At 26.6% G+C, this 21,395-nt stretch carries 23 protein-coding genes; 21 read left to right on the top strand and 2 right to left on the bottom strand.

Going from position 1 to position 21,395, the window contains the following annotated elements:
- The first annotated feature begins 154 nt into the window (after positions 1 to 154).
- Entirely contained in the window at positions 155 to 430 is a 276-nt protein-coding gene (locus ABGF45_RS04540) for a hypothetical protein (RefSeq protein WP_134768820.1), read from the top strand.
- Positions 431 to 672: 242 nt separating this feature from the next.
- Positions 673 to 933, top strand: a complete 261-nt coding sequence (locus ABGF45_RS04535; RefSeq protein ID WP_408112175.1) for a hypothetical protein — start codon at positions 673 to 675, stop codon at positions 931 to 933.
- Between the two features lie 187 nt (positions 934 to 1,120).
- Here ABGF45_RS04535 and rpmB read toward each other — a convergent pair whose 3' ends face one another.
- A complete protein-coding gene (gene rpmB / locus ABGF45_RS04530; RefSeq protein ID WP_134711594.1) occupies positions 1,121 to 1,327 on the bottom strand; it encodes a 50S ribosomal protein L28 in 207 nt (68 codons plus the stop codon).
- Positions 1,328 to 1,449: 122 nt separating this feature from the next.
- Here rpmB and ABGF45_RS04525 point away from each other — a divergent pair, with 122 nt between their 5' ends.
- From ABGF45_RS04525 to ABGF45_RS04495, 7 genes are all read left to right on the top strand, one after another.
- Positions 1,450 to 1,800 (top strand): Asp23/Gls24 family envelope stress response protein, encoded by a 351-nt coding sequence (locus ABGF45_RS04525; protein ID WP_134711595.1) that lies wholly within the window; start codon positions 1,450 to 1,452, stop codon positions 1,798 to 1,800.
- An 11-nt stretch (positions 1,801 to 1,811) separates the two neighbouring features.
- Positions 1,812 to 3,449 (top strand): DAK2 domain-containing protein, encoded by a 1,638-nt coding sequence (locus tag ABGF45_RS04520; RefSeq protein WP_134744224.1) that lies wholly within the window; start codon positions 1,812 to 1,814, stop codon positions 3,447 to 3,449.
- Positions 3,450 to 3,451: 2 nt separating this feature from the next.
- Positions 3,452 to 5,440, top strand: a complete 1,989-nt coding sequence (locus ABGF45_RS04515) for an ATP-dependent DNA helicase RecG (protein WP_134744223.1) — start codon at positions 3,452 to 3,454, stop codon at positions 5,438 to 5,440.
- Between the two features lie 6 nt (positions 5,441 to 5,446).
- Entirely contained in the window at positions 5,447 to 5,995 is a 549-nt protein-coding gene (rsmD, locus tag ABGF45_RS04510; RefSeq protein WP_134711598.1) for a 16S rRNA (guanine(966)-N(2))-methyltransferase RsmD, read from the top strand.
- On the top strand, positions 5,992 to 6,468 hold the full coding sequence (gene coaD, locus ABGF45_RS04505; RefSeq protein WP_134711599.1) for a pantetheine-phosphate adenylyltransferase: 477 nt from the start codon (positions 5,992 to 5,994) through the stop codon (positions 6,466 to 6,468). Before rsmD ends, coaD begins: the two co-directional genes overlap by 4 nt.
- 8 nt (positions 6,469 to 6,476) lie before the next feature.
- Positions 6,477 to 6,950 carry an ATPase gene (locus tag ABGF45_RS04500; protein WP_134711600.1) on the top strand — a complete coding sequence of 158 codons (474 nt, stop codon included), beginning with the start codon at positions 6,477 to 6,479 and terminating at the stop codon, positions 6,948 to 6,950.
- A gap of 66 nt (positions 6,951 to 7,016) precedes the next feature.
- Complete coding sequence (locus ABGF45_RS04495; protein ID WP_134744222.1) at positions 7,017 to 8,000, top strand: tRNA-dihydrouridine synthase; 984 nt, start codon at positions 7,017 to 7,019, stop codon at positions 7,998 to 8,000.
- A 401-nt stretch (positions 8,001 to 8,401) separates the two neighbouring features.
- Here the strand turns inward: ABGF45_RS04495 and ABGF45_RS04490 are convergent, their stop codons facing one another.
- The gene (locus ABGF45_RS04490; RefSeq protein ID WP_134711603.1) at positions 8,402 to 9,574 is read right to left on the bottom strand and encodes a nucleotidyltransferase family protein; all 1,173 of its coding nucleotides are present in this window, start codon (positions 9,572 to 9,574) and stop codon (positions 8,402 to 8,404) included.
- A 98-nt stretch (positions 9,575 to 9,672) separates the two neighbouring features.
- On the opposite strand from ABGF45_RS04490, the gene ABGF45_RS04485 reads away from it, so the two are divergent.
- The 12 genes from ABGF45_RS04485 to ABGF45_RS04430 all read left to right on the top strand — a co-directional run bounded on the left by ABGF45_RS04485 (position 9,673) and on the right by ABGF45_RS04430 (position 21,290).
- Positions 9,673 to 10,866, top strand: a complete 1,194-nt coding sequence (locus ABGF45_RS04485; protein WP_134711604.1) for an acetate/propionate family kinase — start codon at positions 9,673 to 9,675, stop codon at positions 10,864 to 10,866.
- Between the two features lie 93 nt (positions 10,867 to 10,959).
- Positions 10,960 to 11,148: a 50S ribosomal protein L32 gene (gene rpmF / locus ABGF45_RS04480; RefSeq protein ID WP_134711605.1), complete on the top strand. Its 189-nt coding sequence runs from the start codon at positions 10,960 to 10,962 to the stop codon at positions 11,146 to 11,148.
- Positions 11,149 to 11,284: 136 nt separating this feature from the next.
- Positions 11,285 to 12,268: a phosphate acyltransferase PlsX gene (plsX, locus tag ABGF45_RS04475; protein ID WP_134744221.1), complete on the top strand. Its 984-nt coding sequence runs from the start codon at positions 11,285 to 11,287 to the stop codon at positions 12,266 to 12,268.
- A complete protein-coding gene (locus ABGF45_RS04470) occupies positions 12,265 to 12,492 on the top strand; it encodes an acyl carrier protein (protein ID WP_134711607.1) in 228 nt (75 codons plus the stop codon). Before plsX ends, ABGF45_RS04470 begins: the two co-directional genes overlap by 4 nt.
- Before the next feature lies 1 nt (position 12,493).
- Positions 12,494 to 13,210 carry a ribonuclease III gene (gene rnc / locus ABGF45_RS04465; RefSeq protein WP_134711608.1) on the top strand — a complete coding sequence of 239 codons (717 nt, stop codon included), beginning with the start codon at positions 12,494 to 12,496 and terminating at the stop codon, positions 13,208 to 13,210.
- A gap of 36 nt (positions 13,211 to 13,246) precedes the next feature.
- On the top strand, positions 13,247 to 16,777 hold the full coding sequence (gene smc / locus ABGF45_RS04460; protein ID WP_167554075.1) for a chromosome segregation protein SMC: 3,531 nt from the start codon (positions 13,247 to 13,249) through the stop codon (positions 16,775 to 16,777).
- 79 nt (positions 16,778 to 16,856) lie between these two features.
- A complete protein-coding gene (gene ftsY / locus ABGF45_RS04455; protein ID WP_134744219.1) occupies positions 16,857 to 18,152 on the top strand; it encodes a signal recognition particle-docking protein FtsY in 1,296 nt (431 codons plus the stop codon).
- 145 nt (positions 18,153 to 18,297) lie between these two features.
- Positions 18,298 to 18,573 (top strand): preprotein translocase subunit YajC, encoded by a 276-nt coding sequence (yajC, locus tag ABGF45_RS04450; protein ID WP_134744218.1) that lies wholly within the window; start codon positions 18,298 to 18,300, stop codon positions 18,571 to 18,573.
- An 11-nt stretch (positions 18,574 to 18,584) separates the two neighbouring features.
- Positions 18,585 to 19,061: a PTS galactosamine transporter subunit IIB gene (agaB, locus tag ABGF45_RS04445; protein ID WP_134711612.1), complete on the top strand. Its 477-nt coding sequence runs from the start codon at positions 18,585 to 18,587 to the stop codon at positions 19,059 to 19,061.
- Between the two features lie 15 nt (positions 19,062 to 19,076).
- Complete coding sequence (locus ABGF45_RS04440) at positions 19,077 to 19,871, top strand: PTS sugar transporter subunit IIC (RefSeq protein WP_134711613.1); 795 nt, start codon at positions 19,077 to 19,079, stop codon at positions 19,869 to 19,871.
- Complete coding sequence (locus ABGF45_RS04435; protein WP_134711614.1) at positions 19,861 to 20,853, top strand: PTS system mannose/fructose/sorbose family transporter subunit IID; 993 nt, start codon at positions 19,861 to 19,863, stop codon at positions 20,851 to 20,853. The genes ABGF45_RS04440 and ABGF45_RS04435 overlap by 11 nt, the downstream gene beginning before the upstream one ends.
- Complete coding sequence (locus ABGF45_RS04430) at positions 20,853 to 21,290, top strand: PTS sugar transporter subunit IIA (RefSeq protein WP_134711615.1); 438 nt, start codon at positions 20,853 to 20,855, stop codon at positions 21,288 to 21,290. Before ABGF45_RS04435 ends, ABGF45_RS04430 begins: the two co-directional genes overlap by 1 nt.
- The last annotated feature ends 105 nt before the right edge of the window (positions 21,291 to 21,395 follow it).

Raw genomic sequence — 21,395 nt, 5'->3', positions numbered from 1 at the left:
TTTTTAATTCTCTTTATCTTTATAGATGTAAATTAAATTTTACATAAATAGACAATTAAAAAAACTCATTCTGCCCCAAATGCCTTAATATTAAGCATTTTGATATTATTAAACACGGTTTTAAGCATAATTTTATTCGTTTATAAAGATTTATATGTACAAACCATATATTACTTTAATAAAAAAACTTTTACCTAATGTAAAAATCACTTTTGACAGATTTTACATTAAATATAAAAAAAGTAATGAAACAATACAATATTATCATGTGGTAAATGATGATGGGAAAATTGTTGAAAGATACATTCCTAAAGAAAATATTAATTTCATTAGGAGCTTGGCTCAAAAGTCATATAATAAAAATTTGAAACGTTTCATTAATAAAAGGATTAAAATTTTAAATAAATTAAAAGATTTTAAACATGATTAATTAGAAAAAATTTATGATAATTTATCTATTGATAGAAAAATCTCGTGACACCTATTTTTCCAACTTATAAACAAAAATTAGATAAATGGAAAAATAGTAATTATAAAAAAAATGAAATAAATCCTGAATAAAAAATTTTTTATACAAAAAATGGGGAATATGTAAGGTCTAAGTCTGAAAAAATTTTAGTAGATTTATTTTACGATTTGAAGATTCCGTATAGATACGAATGCCGGATTATATTGAAAAATGGATTTACATATTATCCAGACTTTACATTTTTAAGTCCGTTTACATGTCAAGAAATTTATTGGGAACATTTTGGAATGATGGAAGATGAAAATTATTCGAAAAATGCTTTAAGAAAAATAAATAGATATTATAATAATGGAATCAAAGAATTTGACAATTTAATTATTACAATGGAATCAAAAAATGTTCCATTAAATATTAAAATTGCTGAAGAAAAAGCAAGGAAGATTTTATTAAAAGAAGATAGTTAACCTTTTTATATTTTAAAAACAAAAATTACCTCTCAAAAACTAAAAAATGAAAATTTGAGAGGTAAAAAATGTGAGAAATTTATAAGAAATGTGAGAAATTTAAAAGTTAAGAACCACATCTATAATTTCATATCAAATTCTATTTAACATAAAAAGAACTACTGAATTCCTTCAATAGTTCTCATGATTAAGCTTCTTTATTGTATGATGGTCTTTCTACTAAACCTGATTTTAATGCAGCTGTAGATACCCAAATTCTTTGAACTTTTCCATCTACAACAGCTTTAACTCTTCTTAAATTTGGTTTAAATGATCTTTTAATTTTTCTATGTGAGAATGTTACTACATTACCAGCTTTTTTTCTTTTTCCTGTAATTGCACATTGCTTTGCCATAATATTCCTCCTAACTTGATGTATTCCATTACTTGAACAATTATAACATAAATAATTAAAATTTTGCAAGTTATTCTTAATACTGATATAATTTATATATAAAAAGTTAAGGAGGTCATTTTATGTCAGCTACATTGAAAAATAGTTATGGTAAAATTGCTATTGATAATAAGGTTATTGCTACTATAGCTGCAGAATCAGCACAAGAAACGTATGGTATTGTTGGTTTAGTTGCTCAAAATACTAAAGACGGAATTTTTGAATTACTTAAGTTTGAAAATAAAACAAAAGGTGTTAAGGTTACTGTAAATGGTGACATAGTAGATGTTGATTTAGTTGTAATGATGGAATTTGGCGTAAGAATTGCGGTTGTTGCAGACAATATTATTGAAAAAGTTAAATACAATATTGAAAAAAATACACACTTAAAAGTTAATTCCGTAAATGTTATTGTACAAGGAATTAGAGTTTAATTGGGGGTAAGATGAAAAATTTTAATCACTTTGATTTAAGAAAGGGGATTACATCCGCTTATAATAATCTTGAATCAAATAAAGAATATGTTAATGGTTTAAATGTTTTCCCGGTTCCGGATGGTGATACCGGTACAAATATGTCATTGACATTTAAATCAGTAATGAAAAAATTAAATGAATCAGATGGTGATATGAAGTCGATAGCAAAGGCATTGTCAACGGGTTCATTAATGGGTGCAAGAGGTAACTCAGGAGTTATATTGTCACAATTGTGCAGAGGTGTTGCTAAAGTTGTGGAAAAATTAGAACTAGTTGAGATTGTTAATTTGGTAGAAGCATTTGAAAGTGCAAAAGAAACGGCATATAATGCTGTATTGAAACCAACTGAAGGGACTATCCTAACTGTAAGTAGAATGATTGCTGAATTTGCTAGAAAAGAATTCTTAAAATATGATAGAATTGATGAATTTTTAAGAGCATGTATTGATGAAGGTAAAAGAGCGTTGATGTCCACACCGGAAATGCTACCAGTTTTAAAAGAAGCGGGAGTAGTTGATGCAGGTGGACAGGGACTTATTTTTATTTTAGAGGGCTTTTATAAAGGGATTAAAGGTGAAGAAGTTGAATTAACAGTAAATGTTGAAGATATTAAATCGATAGATTTTGATAAAGTAATTCAACACCATTCTGATGTAAAACCTGAAGATATTGTGTATGGATATTGTACAGAGTTTTTAATAAATCATGATGGTACACAATCTTATGAAGAATTTAAAAAAGAAATTGAAAAATATGGTGATTCTATAGTTTGTGTAGGAGTAGATGAATTGATTAAAACTCATATACACACAGATGATCCTGGATTAGTTCTATCTTTAGCAAGAAAAAGGGGAGAATTATCAGATATAAAAATTGAAAACATGAGATTCCAAAATGCTGAGGTTAATAGAATAAAAGAAAAACAACAAAATAAAAAAGAAGCTAAAGCTAAAAAGTATGGCTTTGTAAGTATTTCTATTGGTGAAGGATTCGATGATATTTTTAAGGAATTAAATGTCGACAGATTGATAAAAGGTGGTCAAACAATGAATCCATCTACAGAAGATATTGTTGAAGCTGTTAATGATGTAAATGCAGAAAATGTGTTTGTATTTCCAAATAATAAAAATATTATTTTAGCTGCAAAACAAGCTATTGATTTAGTTGATAAAAACTTAATTGTTGTAGAAACAAAATCCATACCACAAGCATTTACAGCTATAATTAATTTTGATGAATCATTATCACCAAAAGAAAATTTTGAAAACATGACATCATCATTAGATGAAATTACTAGTTTGCAACTAACATATGCAGTTAGGGATACAAAAAGTGGAGATTTAGAAATAAATAAAGATGATTTTATTGGATTAGAGTCAGGAAAAATTGTAGTTAAAGGAAATGATTTAGAAAAGACATTTTTAGAATTAATCAAGCATGCAATTACTGATGAACATTCTGTAATATCAATATTTTATGGGGAAGATATTAAAGAAAAGGATGCAAATGATTTATTAGAAAAATTAGAAAAATTATATCCTGATTTAGATATTCAAATTAATTTAGGGGGACAACCGCTTTATTATTATATTGCATCGTTAGAATAGGTATGAAATTAAAAGATATAAAAGGAATAGGGCCAAAAAAAATTCAATATTTGCATGAAATGAATATTTTTAATGTTGATGATTTGATAAATTATTTACCTAGAAAATATGAAGATAGATCTAGATTGGTAGAAGTTGTAAATCTTACAGATGAAATGAAATCTTATTGTGAATTAACTATTGATAAAATTAATAAAACATATTTTTATGGAAATAGGAAGTCAATATCAAGTGTTGAAGGATATGATAGAACCGGAAGGGTTAAAGTAATTTGGTATAATGACAGATTTTCAATAAAAGCATTAAAATTTAATCAAAAATATAAATTTTTTGGATATTATGATTCGCAAAAAAAAGCTCTAATTAATCCTATTATTTCAAATATAGAAGATGACAGAATAGGTGGGATTACTCCCATCTATTCGCTTTTAAAAGGAATTTCACAGAAAGATTTTATTAAATATAAAGATTTTGTATTTAAATCAGATTATTTTGTAAATGATTATCTTAAAGATTTGGAGTTAAGCAAATATAATTTAATTAGTTTAGTTGATACGCTTAGATATTTACATAAGCCAATATCTAATTTAAATTTATATAAAGCCATGTATAGTTATAATTTAAGAAATATTTTTTTAGATAAATTGTCTAATAAAATGTATTTTGAAAAGCAATTTGATAAATTTATTAAATTTAAGGATATAGACTTAAATCTTATATTTGAAAGCTTAAATTTTGATCTAACTAATTCTCAAAAAAATGCGATAAATCAAATAAAAGAAAATATGATTTCTGAAAAAAGAATGAATAGAATTGTTATAGGGGACGTAGGCTCCGGTAAAACTATAGTGGCAGTAATTTCAGCTATTATAGCTATAAAAAGTGGATATCAGGTAGCATTTATGGCTCCCACAGAATTGCTGGCAAGACAACATTATGAAAATTATAAAAATTTTTTTGAAAAACAAAAAATTGACTCAGCTTTATTAACAGGATCTTTTACATATTTACAAAAAAAAGAAATATATAATGAACTAATAAATAATAATATAAAAATAATTTTTGGGACACATAGCTTATTTCAAGAAAAAGTAAAATTTAATAATTTAGGATTAGTTATTATGGATGAACAGCAAAGATTTGGAGTATATCAAAGAAAAATGTTATCAGATAAGGGATATTACCCTGATATGCTTTTATTGTCTGCAACGCCTATTCCAAGGACTATGGCATTAAGTTTATATAATAATTTAGATATTTCATACATTGATGAGTTGCCTAAAAATAGATTACCAATTAAATCATATCTTACAACGGTTTATCAAGAAATGAAATTTATGGATTTTGCATATAGACAAATTCTTGAAGGAAAACAGGTTTATGTAGTTGTATCTAGAGTTGAGGATGAAGATGATGAACTGGAATCTGTAGAAAGACTTTACAAAAAATTAAATAAATATTTTAATAATAAAGTAAAAATTAATATTTTGCATGGTAAAATGTCCGTAGAAGAAAAAAATATAAATCAAAGTAAATTCTTAAATAAAGAAATAGATATTTTAATAGCTACAAGTATTATTGAAGTAGGAATTGATGTACCAAATGCTAATACGATAATAATCTATGATGCAAATCAGTTTGGATTATCACAACTTCATCAAATGAGAGGTCGTGTAGGGCGTTCAAATATTCAATCATATTGTTTCTTTGTAATAAGAGATAAAAAATATTTAACTGAAAAATTAGAGTTTATTGCAAATAATAATGATGGTTTTTCAATTGCAAATAAGGATCTTGAAATTAGAGGCTCTGGAGATATTTATGGACAAAATCAATCAGGATTTATTGATTTAGACAATAGTTTTTATTTTAATGAAGAATTAATTAAAAATGCTGAAAAAATGATTGAAGATATGGAAAAAATAGGTGATGATTTGGAAAATATCATTGACAACAAAATAAAAAATTTAGAAAAAGTAATTTTAAATTGAGGTATTATGGCATTAAGAGTTATAACAGGTTTAAGAAAGGGGCACAAATTAAAGGGTCCAAAAGGTGAAAGCTCCCGTCCTACAGAAGATAGAATAAAAGAGGCGATATTTAATATTATTGGAAGTATTGAAGAAAATGAAGTTGTTCTTGATTTATTTGCATGTACAGGAAATATTGGTATTGAGTTTTTAAGCAGAGGTGCAAAAAAAGTTTATTTTTCAGAATGTGATAGATACAATTTATCATATATGGAAGATAATATTATTCATACAAAATTTGAAGATAAATCAGTAATATTAAGAGGTGATTTTAGAAAAAATTTAATGCAAATAAGAGAAAATATTGACTATGTTTATCTTGATCCACCATATAAATCTGATTTTTACGAAAAGGCATTTGAATACATGATAGATAACGTTTATTTTAATAATTCGTTATTTATCGTAGAAATCGATAAAAATATAGATTTTTCTGAAATTTATGATAAACTAGATTTAGTTTATGAAAAAAAATATGGCAGAAAATATATCAAATTTTATAGGGAGAAAGTATGAAAGTAGTTTATCCGGGAAGTTTTGATCCTGTTACTAATGGACATATAGATATAATAAAAAGGGCTGCTGGTCTTTTTGAAGAAGTTGTTGTATGCGTTTTAGTAAATAGTAAAAAAAATTATTTATTTAATATGGAAGAAAGAATTGAAATGTTAGAAGAATTATTGTATGATTATGATAACGTTAAAGTTTGTATGTATTCCGGATTATTGATTGATTTTGTTGAAAAAAATAAAATTGATTCAATAATAAGAGGCATAAGAGCTATATCTGATTATGAATCTGAATTACAATTTGCTCAGATGAATAAATTTTATTCCAGAACAAATGTGGAAACTATTTTCATGGTTGCTGAGCCGGAGATGTCATATTTAAGCTCAAGCATCGTAAAAGAAATAGCGTCATTTAATGGTGATGTTTCAAGATTAGTGCCTAAAAATGTTGAAATTAAAATAAAACAAAAATTCAAATAGGAGGAATGATGAATATTTTATCATTAATAGAAGAATTAGAACAAATTATGGATGATGGTGGTTCGGTACCATTTTCAAAAAAAATAACAATTAATCCTGATGAAGTTTACGAAGTAATAAATGACTTGAGAGAATCAATTCCTCAGGAAATTAAAGATGCTCAATGGGTAAATCAAGAAAGAGAAAGAATTTTGCAAGAAGCAAATTCTCAAGCCAGTGCAATAAAGGATAAAGCTAGAGAAGAAGTTGAAAGATCATATGAAGATGCTAATAGAAAATTGAGAGAATTAGTAAATCAAGATACTATTACAGTTGAAGCTAGAAAAGAAGCAGAAAAAATTATTGCTGAAGCTAAAGAAACAGCAAACACAATTGCTACAAATTCATTAGCATATGTAGATCAAATTCTAGCGAAAACATCTGATGAATTAAAGAATACATTAAGCACAATAGAAGAAAATAGATCACAATTAAAATATTAATTGAATTTTAAGGATTAAAGATTAAATGTTTTTAATCCTTTTTAAGTTGAATGGAAAGTAGAGAATATGAAAGAAAATTTTTGGAAAGATTTACCTAAACCATTTTTTATCCTAGCACCAATGGAAGATGTAACAGATACAGTTTTCAGACATGTCGTTGCAAAAGCTGCTGCACCGGATGTCTTTTTTACTGAATTTACCGATACTAATTGTCTTCATAATGAAAAAGCTAGAAAGACATTAAGTGGTAGATTGCATTTTACTGATGATGAACAACCCATTGTTGCACATATTTGGGGAGATATACCGGAAAATTTTGCCAAAATGGCAAAAGAACTAGCAAAAATGGGATATAAAGGTATTGATATTAATATGGGTTGTCCTGCTTTAAAAGTAGTAAAAAAAGGTAAAGGTTCAGGGCTTATAAAAAGACCTGATGTTGCTTCTAAAATCATACAAGCTGCAAAAGAAGGGGGATTGCCTGTAAGCGTAAAAACCAGAATAGGATTTTTAGAAGTAGATGAATACAAAGAATGGATAAGTCACATTTTAAGACAGGATATAGTAAACTTATCCATACATTTGCGTACAAGAAAAGAAATGTCCGATTTTGATGCACACTGGGAATTAATTCCGGAAATAAAAAAATTGAGAGATGAAATAGCTCCAAATACATTATTAACAATTAATGGTGATATTCCGGATAGACAAGTGGGAATGCAATTATCAGAAAAATATGGTGTTGATGGCATAATGATTGGTAGAGGTATATTTAGAAATATATTTGCGTTTGAAAAAGAAAAAAGACATCACAGCTATAAAGAATATATGGATTTATTATATTATCATCTAGATTATTATGAAGAAATGATAAAGGTTGAGCCAAAGCTAAGTAAGGTGCTTAATAGATTATTTAAAACCTATATAAAAGATTTCGAGGGATCAAGACAACTTAGAGATACATTAGTTAGAACTAGAAATATTGAAGAGGTACGTAAAGTTTTAGCTGAATTTCCTTTGATGAATGCAATAATGAATGGAGAGATTTGATATAAAATTAATTAAATATGTCATTAAATATAGACTGATAACCAATCCTTGTGCATCCAATTTTTTTTGTTAAATTGGATATGTAAATAATTTTGTTTATCAGTCTATTACTGATTAAGATATATTGATATTTTTGAAAAATTTTATTTTGATCAAATATTTTATTTTCAGTTATTTCTTTTAGCTATTTAATAAATTTTTCTATTTAATATGAAATTGAATTGGATTGAATAAAAAAAATAATATTAATATTCATTGTGAAATATAATTATGAATTTGGTAAAGGTTTTAGTAATAAAGTTCTTACTAAAAATGGTAAAAATATATTACCTTAAAAAAGGAAGCTGTTATAAAATGAATAACATTTTTATCTATTTTATAACAGCTCCTTAACTATACAATTACTTTATATAAATTCTATTTTTAAAATTTTTATTTAGAATTTTAGTATTATTCAAATTTTGTAATTCATATGCTCTAATATCAATTTCAGCAAAATTCCTATTAACATCATCTAATGTTACATAATCAACTAGTTTATTCAATATTGTAAAATCAGTTAAATTTTTTAATTGATTTATTAAATCTCTACCTTTGTCATTAAATCCGATAGGTCTCAAATAGTTTATTTTATCAAGATTTTTAATATCTACAACCTCAATTTCTAATAAATAATTTATAATAAATCTTTTCAATCTCGATTTTGAATATCTTTTATTATGAGATTTTTCAATCATATCGGAGATTTTATCCGAATAATTTTTCTTTAATAGGTTTAACATACCGGGTTCAAATCCAGCAATAGATTCTCCTGTATTTTTTTCAATAAATGCTTTATAATAAAAAATATTTGAGTATTCATCAATGTTGTGAAGATTTGTATTTTTTAATATTTCTATTAATTCGGCAGGTACATAATTTGAAACATCATAATTTTCTTTTATTAAATTTCTAATAGTTGTTGCTGATTGAAACTTGTATTTATCTAATTTCTCACTGTTGTAACCACCATCTTTTCTTTGAATAGGTAATATTTTAATCTTACTATTTAATTTATTTAGTGTAAGTGCATAATTTAAAGCAAGTGTGTTATTTGGAGAAATTATTGAATGCGGAACATTTTTATCAATTTCATTAATTGCTTCTAAATAAGCATTTTTGTATGAATAACCTTGTTTAATATATTTACCTTGTAGCTCAAATATTTTAGATTCGTTTTTGATTTTAAAATCAAGTAATTTGTAAAAAGTTTCAGTATCATCTTCAATTCCAAATGAAATATAATCGATTAAACCTAATTCATTAAGAAGGAATGTTGTATAATATGAGAAATAATCAGCACTTTGTAGACTTATGATTGCTGGTATTTCAAATACAAGATCTACGCCACATTTTAATGCTGATCTTGCCTTATCAAATTTACCTATAATTGAAGGTTCACCTCTTTGAACAAATGATGTACTCATAAGTGCTATGATATTTGATTTTGGAAATTTTTGTTTAATTTTTTTTATTTGATGTAAATGTCCATTATGCATAGGGTTGTATTCACATATTATTGCTATATTAATCATTTTATTTGAATATACCTCTTAATTTTTGTTATAATAGTTCAGTAAATGTTATTTTAATTATAACTTAAAAAGATATAAAAAAATAGATAGGGGATATTATGGATATTTTAGTATTAAATAGTGGTAGTTCATCACTTAAATATCAATACCTAAATTCACAAACAGGTGAAGTTTACGGTAAGGGGTTAATAGAAAGAATTGGTATTTCAGGATCAAATATTGAACATAAAAAAGGTGATAGAAAAGTTGTTATAGAAAGAAATTTGCCATCACATAAAGAAGCTGTAAAATTATTATTTGAAGTTTTAACACATGAAGATTATGGTATCATTAAAAATATTGATGATATTAAGGCTATTGGGCATAGAATTGTTCATGGTGGCTCAATTATTAATCCTAGATTAGTAGATGATGAAGCATTAGAAATTTTAGAAGACGCTATAAGATTTGCACCGTTACACAACCCGGGAGCAATTCAAGGAATAAAAGGTGTTGAAGAAGTTGCACCGGGAAAACCAAATGTAATTTGTGTTGATACAGGATTCCATGCAACTATACCGGCGGAAAATGCTTTATATGCCATTCCTTATGAATACTATGAAAAAGATGCAATTAAGAGATATGGTGCTCATGGAACAAGTCATAAATATATAACACTTAAAGTTGCTGAAAAGTTAGGCAAAAAACCTGAAGAGGTAAATGTAATAACATGTCATTTAGGAAATGGTGCAAGTATTACAGCAGTTAAAAATGGACAATCATATGACACATCAATGGGTCTTACACCATTAGAAGGTTTAGTAATGGGTACAAGAAGTGGAGATATTGATCCAGCTGTTGTGTTTAATATTGGGAAACAATATAATCTTTCATATGATGAAATGGATACATTATTAAATAAAAAATCAGGTTTATTAGGAGTGAGTGGTGTGTCTTCTGACTTTAGAGATGTTTTATTAGCAAGTCAGGAAGGAAACGAAAGAGCAAAATTGGCGCTAGATATGTTTATAAATAGAGCTAAAAAATATGTTGGTTCATATTATGCTTTATTAGAAAGAGTTGATGCTATTGCGTTTGCAGGAGGTATCGGAGAAAATTCAGATTATGCGAGAGAACATATTTTAGAAGGATTAGAAAACTTAGGCATCAAAGTTGATGTTGAAGCAAACAAAGGTGCTAGAGATGAAAAAGAAATTTCAGCTGAAGATTCAAAAGTTAAAGTATTTATCATTCCTACAAATGAAGAATTAATGATTGCTAGAGAAACACAAAATATAGTAGAAAATTTATAAAAATATTGACATGTAGCTAAAATATATGTATAATACTTATGTTATTCAAATGTATTTAAAATACTAATGTAAAAAGATCAAGGAGGTGTTCACATGGCAGTACCAAAGAGAAAAACATCTAAAGCTAAAACAGCATCAAGAAGAGCTTCTTCTTATAGATTAAATAAAGTAAATTTTGTTGTTGATTCAGAAACAAATGAAGCAAGATTACCACATAGAGTAAGTCCATCAGGATATTACAATGGTAAAAAAATATTTGAAGTAGAAGAAAACGAAGAATAAAATTCTTTTCAAAAAAATAATAATAAAATTATGTGATGTTATAAATTGATGACCATTTTATAACATCATTTTTTATTATATTTTAATATTTTTATAAATATGGTATTATATTATTATCAAATATAATGGAGATGATATGAAATTAGTTGTAGATTTAATGGGTGCAGATTTGGGAGTTGAAGAAGTTGTTAATGGAGTCTGTGATTCATTTGAAAAAACAAAGTTAAATTTTATTTTGGTCGGGCCAAAAGAAAATGCACAGAGAATTATTAATAAAAGAAATATTGATCATTCAAGAATAGAGTTTATTGATACAAATGAGTTTATTGAAAATCATGATGATCCGGTAAGGTCTTTAAGAAGAAAAAAAAATGCTTCGTTAGTATTGGGTCTTGAAAAATTAAATGAAGAGGGCGATGGATTTTTATCTACTGGGAGTACAGGTGGACTTCTTGCTGGAGGAATATTTATTACAAAGCGTTTAAAAAATGTTAAGAGAGCAACTTTAGCTACTTTGGTTCCTACAAGATCAGGGAGTCAGACTATACTTGTTGATTCCGGAGCTGTTGTCGATACTAAACCGGAAATGCAAGAACAATTCGCTGTAATGGGAAGTGTTGTTGCTGAAAAATACCTTAATAAAAAAAATCCTAAAGTATATTTAGTTAATATTGGTGCAGAAGAAGGAAAAGGTGATATCAGAACTAAAGAAGTCTATCAATTATTAAAAAATAATCCAAATATAAATTTTTGTGGCAATATAGAACCTAGAGATTTTTTGACAGGCAAAGCTGATGTTATAGTAGCTGATGGTTTTTCCGGTAATATGATGATAAAATCTACAGAAGGGGCAGCATCTGTATTGTTTTCGGAAATAAAAACTGCTGTTACAAGTAGTTTTTTTTCTAAAATAGGTGCATTACTTTTAAAAAAATCATTAAAGAAAATAAAAGACAAATACGATTATAAAAAAGTAGGAGCAGGTATTTTTCTAGGATTAAATAAGCCTTTGTTTAAGGCTCATGGAAGTTCCGATAGAGAGGCTATAAAATTTGCTATATATAAAGCAGAGGAATTAATAAACAGTAATATAAATAACACAATAGAGGAGAGATTATGATAAAAGAAAGAATTATAGAAATGATAAAAAGTGAATTGATGATAGATAAATTTGACCTGGATGCAGATTTGGTTAAAGATTATGAAATAGACTCAATTGGGCTTTTAGATTTTATTATGAGTATTGAAGAGGAATTTGATATTGAAATATCTGATTCAGAATTAGCAGAATTAAAGACTGTAAATGATGTTATTGCAGTAGTTGAAAGAAAAGCTGGAAAATAAAATGACTCGAGATAGAATTGCTAAATTAGATAAATTAGAAAAAAAAATAAATTATAAATTCAATGATATTAATTTGTTAAATTTAGCTTTTATCCACACTTCTTATACAAATGAACATCCTAATTATAAAAATAAAAGTAATGAAAGATTAGAATTTTTAGGAGATGCAGTTTGTGAACTAGCTTTTTCAGAAATTTTATATAAAAATTTTAAACCAAAACAAGAAGGATTTTTAACTAAAGTTAGAGCAAATCTTGTTTGTGAAAAATCATTCTCTGAATTTGCTGATCAATTGGGATTAGCTGAATTTTTATTATTAGGTAAAGGTGAAGAAAAAACTGGAGGTAGAGAAAAGCCGTCAATTAAATCTGATGCTTTTGAAGCCGTTATGGGAGCTTTGTATTTAGATGGTGGATATGATGTTGTTTTTGATCTTATCTATAATTTAATTATTGATAAAGTTAAAGAACTAAAGATCCAAAAAGAAAGCGTTAATGACTATAAATCAATGTTACAAGAGTATTTACATAAAAAAAATAAATCAAATATTGTTTATAGGCTTGTAAATGAAATTGGCCCATCACATGACAAACTTTTTTATTTTGAGCTTTATATTGAAGACAAAATGATATCAGAAGGAAAGGGCAAAAATAAAAAAATTGCAGAACAAATGGCTGCTAAAACTGCATTGGAAAAAATAGGTGTATTAAAAAAATAAACTATTCGAAAGAATAGTTTTTTTATGGTAGGAATTATGAAATTAAAATATGTAGAACTATATGGATTTAAGAGCTTTGCGGATAAAACAAAATTACTTTTTAATAAGGATATATCAGCGGTTGTTGGACCAAATGGATCAGGAAAATCAAATATTGCAGATGCTATAAAGTGGGTTTTAGGTGAACAATCAGCTAAGTCGCTTCGTGGGGCAAGTATGCAGGATGTAATTTTTTCAGGTACTGATATAAAAAAACAAATGAATATGGCTCAAGTATCTTTAATTTTAGATAATAGTGATAAGTCTTTACCTATTGCTTTTGATGAAGTAAATGTTACCAGAAGAGTATATAGGACAGGAGATAGCGAGTATTTGCTTAATAAATCTCCTGTTAGACTAAAAGATATTAGAGAACTATTTTTGGATACGGGAATCGGAAAAGATGGATATTCAATGATAGGTCAAGGTCGTATTGATGAAATTCTTAATGGCAAAAATGAAGAAAGAAGATATATTTTTGAGGAAGCTACAGGTATATCAAAAAATAAATATAAAAAAAGTGAAGCTGAAAAAAAATTGTTAAAAAATGAAGAAAATTTAGCACAATTATGTAGTGAACTAAAGGTTAAGAAGCAACAATTTGATATTTTGGAAAAGCAATCTCAAAATGCAAAAGAGGGAATAAAATTAACTAATAGATTAGAATTATTAGAACTTAATTTATTAGATAAAGCTATTCAAAAAAATTCAGCTGATTTACAAAATGATAAATCAAAATTAGAATACATAGATTTAGAACTCAGCAATTCGAATGATAAATTAAATAAACTTACTAATTTAATTTATCCAGTTCAAGAAGAAATAGATAGAAAAACTGATGAATTAGAAGAAAAAAAAGAAAATCAAATTTTAGGCGATAAAAAAATTCAAAGTTTAGAAAATCAAATTAATATTTTAAGAGAAAAAAATAAATTTTTTATAGCTGACAAGGAAAGATTGGAAAAGGCTATAAATATTAAGAAGGAAAAGATATTAAATTTTAAAGATTTAATTGTTGAAAAAGAATTTAAGGATGTAGAGATTAAATCTAAAAAGGAAGAAGTTAATCGACAAGTAATTGAGTTAAATAAAGTGCTCGAAGTTAAACGTTTGAAATTTAACAATCTAAAATCTGAAAAGAATTTATTGTCAATTAGTATTGAAAAAAATAAAGAAAAATTGTCAGATTTGAAAATAAATAAAAATACTAAAGAAAAATTAGATGATTCAAATAATCAATTAAAATTAAATTATATTTCAGAAATAGAAAAAATTGATTCTTTATTAAAAAATAAATGCACAGAAATTATTGAAATTGAAAATAATATTAAAAATGTTGAAGAGAAAATAAGTAAAAACGTTGAAGTAATTAATGAATTTAACGATAAGAAAAATGTTATTATTGGTATTCTTGAAAAATTAAGATTACAATTATCTACTAAAAAAAATGATTACTTAAAACTAGAATCTCAAAAAGATATTTTAGAAAGACAGTATAAATCATACGATGGTTATTATAGATCTGTTCAAGATTTACTAAAAATTGCTGACAAAAATACTTTCATATCTTCAAAAATAGTTGGTGTTTTAGCTGATTTAATTGAAGTTGAAGATAAGTATAAAGTTGCTTTAGATTTGGCTTTAGGATCATCTCTTCAAAATATTGTTATAGAAAATGAAGAAGATGGTAAATTTTTAATTAATTTCTTAAAGAAAAATAATATTGGTAGAATCACATTCTTACCTATTAATAAAATTTCGGCAAATAAATATAATGTTAAGCATCCAAAAATCATTGATACATTTAATAATTTGGTAAAAAATGACAAAAAGATAGATGGGATAATTGATCATTTTCTATCAAAAACAATACTAGTTGAAAGTATTGAAGATGCTGTAGAAGTTTCTAAAGATATTAAAGGATATCGAGTTATCACTCTTGATGGGGAAATTATTAATTCTTGGGGGTCTATGGTTGGAGGAAATACATTCAAAAAAGAAAGTAATGGTCTTTTAAATCGTAGAAAAGAATTAGATGATTTAATAGAAAATTTACACAATTTATCCATTGATATCAATAAAATAAATGAAGATATTAATAGTAAAAATAATAATATAGATAAGTTAAATCAAAATATTCAAGAGTTTGAATCGGCTAATATTAATCATCAGATAAATTTAAATAATTTTAATAAAAATATTCATGAATTAAATGTTGAAGTAATGTTTAATAATAAACGTAAAGATGAATTTAGTGAATTGTTAAATAAAATTGATGATGAATTAAAACAGGAAGATTTTTCTGAAATTGAGCATTTGACTTCAAGTATTGAAAAAGAAGAAAGTAGAATGGAAATTGTTTCAGATAATATAGAAAAATTAAATGTAAATATTTCTGAAGAAGAAAAGAAATTATTATTGAATAAATCTGAATTAGATGTTTTAATTAGAGACCTTTCAATTATTGAAAATGATATTGAAAATATAAAAATTGATTTAGAAGATAACTCAAAAACACTAAAAATAGATGAAGATTCTTTGGTTAAAACTATCAATAATATTGAAAATTCAAATCAAGAAATTGAAAAATTGTCAAAAGATATGTTTAATTTTAAATCAAATTTAAACTTATCAAATAGTGAAATAGTAGTTGTTGAAGAAGAATTAAAAAATTTAATAACTAAAATTAAAGAAGATAAAATAGAAATTGAAAACTTAAAAAGTTTGATTTCAGAATTCGAAAAAGAAAAATATAAATTAGAATTAAAAATTGAAAATTCAGAGCAAAAGGTAAATTCTTTAAGAGATGATTATAAAGAAACTTATTCAATTACAGATGAGGAATTAGATGAAAAATTAAAACGTATTGATAAGATTGAAGCTACAAAAAAAGAAGTATTAGATATTAAATCAAGATTATCTAAAATAGGATATTTCAATTATGAAAGTATCGAACAATTTAATATAATATCTGAAGAATTAGATTTTTTAAATAAACAATATGATGATTTAATTGCTTCTAAAAATGATATTATCAATATGATTAAATCAATTGAAAAAGATATGAAAGAAACCTTTGCAGATGCATTTGAAAAAATTAAAATAAGGTTTAATGAAATATTTTCAATTTTATTTAATGGTGGAGAAGCTGAAATTAAGCTGGATTCAGATGATGTATTAAATGCTGGTATTGACATTATTGCAAGACCTCCAGGTAAAAAATTAAAAAGTATTGCACTTTTATCGGGGGGAGAAAAAGCTCTTACAGCAGTTGCTTTACTTTTTGCTATTTTTGAAATTAATCCTGCTCCATTTTGCGTACTAGATGAAATAGATGCTGCCTTAGATGAGGCAAATATAAAGAGATATATAGGTTACTTAAAATCATTAGTTAATAAAACACAGTTTATAATTATTACACACAGAAAGGTAACTATGGAAATGGCTGAGATTTTATATGGTGTAACTATGGAAGAAAAAGGAATTTCAAAAGTCATTACGCTAGCACTTGATGAATATAAAGAATAAAATTGATTACGTACATTATATTTATAGTGTACGTTTTTTTATGATATAATTTGATTATTAAAAAATTTAAGGAGATATAATGTTTAAGAAGATTTTTGAAAAATTTAAAAATAAAAAAGAGGAAAATATTGAAGTAAAAAAAGAAATCAAAAGTGATATTGTTGAAGATAAAAAAATAGAACAAGTTGAGAATATAATAGAAAATTCAATGAGGAAAGTTAAAGAATTACAAGAAAATTCAGAGCTTTCAACAGTAGAAGTAAATTTCAGTAATAAATCAGAAATTATTGGAGAAAACCATATAGTTGAAGATGTTGAGCCTAATAAAGAAGTAGAAAAAGTTGAAAAAGCAGAAGTTATAGAAAAAACTTCAATTTTAGAAGAAATAAAGTCAGAAGATATGGTTGTTGAGGCTCCAATTGTTGAAGAAATAAAAGAAAAACCAAAGAAAAAAGGATTTTTAGAAAGATTAAAATCAGGGTTATTTAAGACTCGTAATGCAATGAATTCGGCAATTGACAATTTGATAAATGGTAAAGCTAAAATTGATGATGATTTATATGATGAATTAGAAGAAATCATGATTTCTGCTGATATGGGTGTTGAAACTACTGTAAATGTCATTGATGAATTAAGGGATATCGTCGCAGATAATCACATTAGAGATCCGAAAATGATTAAAGTTGAGTTAGAAAAAATTTTAAGAAATAAACTTAGAGAAAATAACAAAGATAATTCGTTAAATATTGTTGATGGAAAACAGACGGTAATATTGGTAATCGGTGTTAATGGAGTGGGTAAGACGACAACAATTGGTAAATTGGCATATAATTTACAAAAAGAAGGAAAAACAGTTATTTTGGCAGCTGCTGACACATTTAGAGCTGCTGCAATTGAGCAACTAAAAGAATGGTCGGAAAGAGTTAATGTTGAATTAATTTCTTCGAGAGAAGGATCTGATCCTGCATCAGTTGTGTACGATGCTATTAAATCTCAAAAAGCAAAAAATAAAGATGTATTAATTATTGATACAGCAGGAAGATTACATAATAAAGTGAATCTTATGAATGAGTTGGAAAAAATAAATAGAATTATTTCTAGAGAACATCCTGAAGCTAATAGAGAATCACTTTTAGTTCTTGATGCCACAACCGGACAAAACGCTTTATTCCAAGCTAAAGAATTTAATAAAGTTACAAATATTACGGGATTAGTATTAACTAAATTAGATGGTACTGCAAAAGGGGGGGTAGTATTTCCGCTTCAAGTTGAAAATAATGTACCGGTAAAATATATAGGAATTGGTGAAAAAGCGGAGAATCTCGAAAAGTTTGATTCTGAGAAATTTGTAGATGCATTATTTGACCTTAAGTAAAAATGATAGCAATTTCATATTATTCGTTGACTTAATAAAAAATATGTAATATACTTATGTAAACAGGGGAATCCTAAAGTAATAGTATATTACATATTATTTTTTAGAAAATAGGAAAACGAAATCTTAATAAGAAGGAGGATATATGTGGGATCAGATTTATGCGTCCTCAATAGTTTTTATAGTTTTTATATTAATTATATTTGCAATTATTCAAATTTTTAATATATTAAATTTAAAAAAATCAAGGCAATATTATAAAAAATTACATGAATCGATAAAGCCTGGGGTTAGAATAATGTTAAATAATGGTATTTACGGTACATTAACAAGAGTAGGCGAAAAAGATGTTGATATTGAAATAGCAAAAAATGTTATAATTACAGCGGACAGATTTAGTATAAGGGAAATTAAAGAGTAAGGAGAATGAAGATGCCAAATATATTATTAACAAGAATAGATAACAGAATGATACACGGTCAAGTTGCTACACAATGGACGAATGTTGTCGGAGCAAACTTGTTATTAGTTGCAAATGATGAAGTTTCAACTAATAAAATGAGACAAGGTCTTATGGATATGGCTGCACCAAATGGTGTCGCTACAAGATACTTTTCAATTGAAAAAACAATTAGTATTATTGATAAAGCATCTCCTAAACAAAAGATCTTTATAATATGTGAAAATCCACAAGATGTTCTTAGATTAGTGGAAGGAGGGGTTCCTATAACTAAAGTAAACATTGGAAATATGCATATGGCTGAAGGAAAAAGACAAGTAGCTACAGCTGTATGTGTTGATGATGCTGATGTTGAAGCTTTTAGAAAACTAAAAGAACGTGGAGTGGAATTGGAAATCAGAAAGGTTCCTCAAGAGCAATCTGAAAGTACAGAAAAATTATTTAAATAATTTATAGGAGGTATCATGGAATATAATATAATCCAGATTCTATTGGTATTTTTAGTAACCTTTATTGCTGCTATAGACCAATTTAGTTTCTTGGAATCACTATATCAACCAATAGTGACAGGACCTGTTATCGGTGCTATATTGGGTGATGTACAAACAGGTTTGACAGTTGGTGCAACATTTCAATTGATTCAAATTGGTAGTATGCCTGTCGGTGGAGCACAACCACCAAATGCAGTAATAGGTGGTATTATGGCTACAGTATTTGCTGTAACATCAAAATTAGAACCAACAGCAGCAGTAGCGGCAGCATATCCTTTTGCGGTTTTAGGACAACAGGCTGTTAATGTTGTATTTACACTTATGGCACCTATTATGAAAGTTGCTGACAAACATGCTGAAAATGCTAATCCAAAGGGGATTTCACATGTTAACTACTTGTCTATGGCAATTTTAGGTACTATATTTGGTTTGATAGTTTTAGCATTCTTTGTAGCTGGTGCAGAATTTGGTAAAAATGTAGCGGGAGCATTACCTGAATGGTCAAAAGTTGGTTTGGGAGTTGCAGGTAAGATGATGAGATTCGTTGGTTTTGCAATTTTATTAAAAGTTATGCTTTCAAAAGAACTATGGGGATTCTTTTTCCTTGGTTTTGCTATTGCAATAGTTGTTAATGCAATACCTTCTCTACAAGCTCCAGGATTATTGTTAATCTCATTAATTGGTTTTGCAGTTTCTTATTGGGATTATCAAATTCAAACTAAAGTGAAAAATACTCAAGTAATGGGAGGAGATGAAGATGGAATATAATCAAAGTAATCATTATGTAGACACAAATGTTGCTCCTAATCTTGATAATAAAACATTAAATAAAATGGTATGGAGATCACTATTCTTACAAGCATCTTTTAACTTTGAAAGAATGCAAGCAGCAGGATGGTTGTATAGTATTTTACCCGGATTAGAAAAGATTCATACAAATAAAGATGATTTGTCAAAATCAATGACACACAATTTAGAGTTTTTTAATACACATCCATTTTTAGTAACATTTGTAATGGGTATTGTATTGTCATTAGAACAAAATAAACAAGATATTGATACAATTCGTGCTGTTAGGGTTGCGGCAATGGGACCATTAGGTGGTATCGGTGATGCACTATTTTGGTTTACATTGGTTCCAATTTTAGCTGGTATCACATCAAATATGGCTTTAAGTGGACAAATAATTGCTCCATTCTTATTCCTATTAGTATTTAATTTAGCTCAATTTGGTTTGAGATATTGGTTAATGTACTGGTCATATAAGAAGGGTGTTGAAGCTATTGATTTATTTACACAAAATGCTAAAGAATTTACAAGAGCTGCATCAATTTTGGGTGTTATAATTGTAGGAGCTTTAACAGTTTTATATGGTGGTATTAAAACCAAATACGAAATTCCAAACGGTAAGAAATTAGTTAAGCAGGAAATTAAAACAGTAGTTTCAAATGACAAAATTTCAGACTTTGAGAAATATTTATATAAAGATGATAAAAAGACATTAAAACCAGATACGACTATCACTGATTTAAAAAACGGAACATCAGAATTAGTATTCCAAAAAGAAAATGAGGTTGATTCAAAAATTAATGTTCAAAAAATACTAGATGGTATTATTCCGAATATAATTGATTTAGGTTTGGTTATGTTGATGTATTTCTTTATAGCAAAGAAGAAATTATCGCCAGTATATGGTATCATATTCCTATTTGTGTTAGGGTTATTTGGTGCCTGGATTGGAATATTCTAATGAGTAAATCAACAGCTGTCTTAGTTACAGCACACGGGAAATTTTCAGAGGGTATTTTATCCACAATAGAAATGATTGCCGGAAAATTTGAAAATGTTAAAAATGTAAATTTTCTTGAAGGTGAAAATTTTGAAACCATAGATAAAAAACTTGTTGAAGCGTATAATTCATTTTCTAATTACGACCATATAATTATAATTACTGATTTAATGGGAGGTACTCCTTTTAATCGCTCAGTTATGAATTTTGGTAGTAATGAAAACACACGAGTACTTGCAGGATTAAATTTTGCGATGTTATTTACAGCTATTACTACTCAAAATGATAATATAGATTTGTTAGTTAATGAAATTTTAGAATCAGGAAAAGAATCAATTAAAAAATTTGAGATAGTTGAAATAGAAGATGACTCAGATGAATTTGAAGATGGAATTTAGATATATAATTTTGTTTTAACAAGAGGGATAGAGATTAAATTTTCTATCTCTTTTTAATTTTAAACTCATTTTTAGGTTCTTTATCAACTACCCATAATTTAAAAG

Origin of the sequence: Helcococcus sp. KG196 (assembly GCF_046035495.1) — a bacterium.
Classification (GTDB): domain Bacteria; phylum Bacillota; class Clostridia; order Tissierellales; family Peptoniphilaceae; genus Helcococcus; species Helcococcus ovis.
This window is presented reverse-complemented; position numbering and strand designations above follow the sequence as displayed.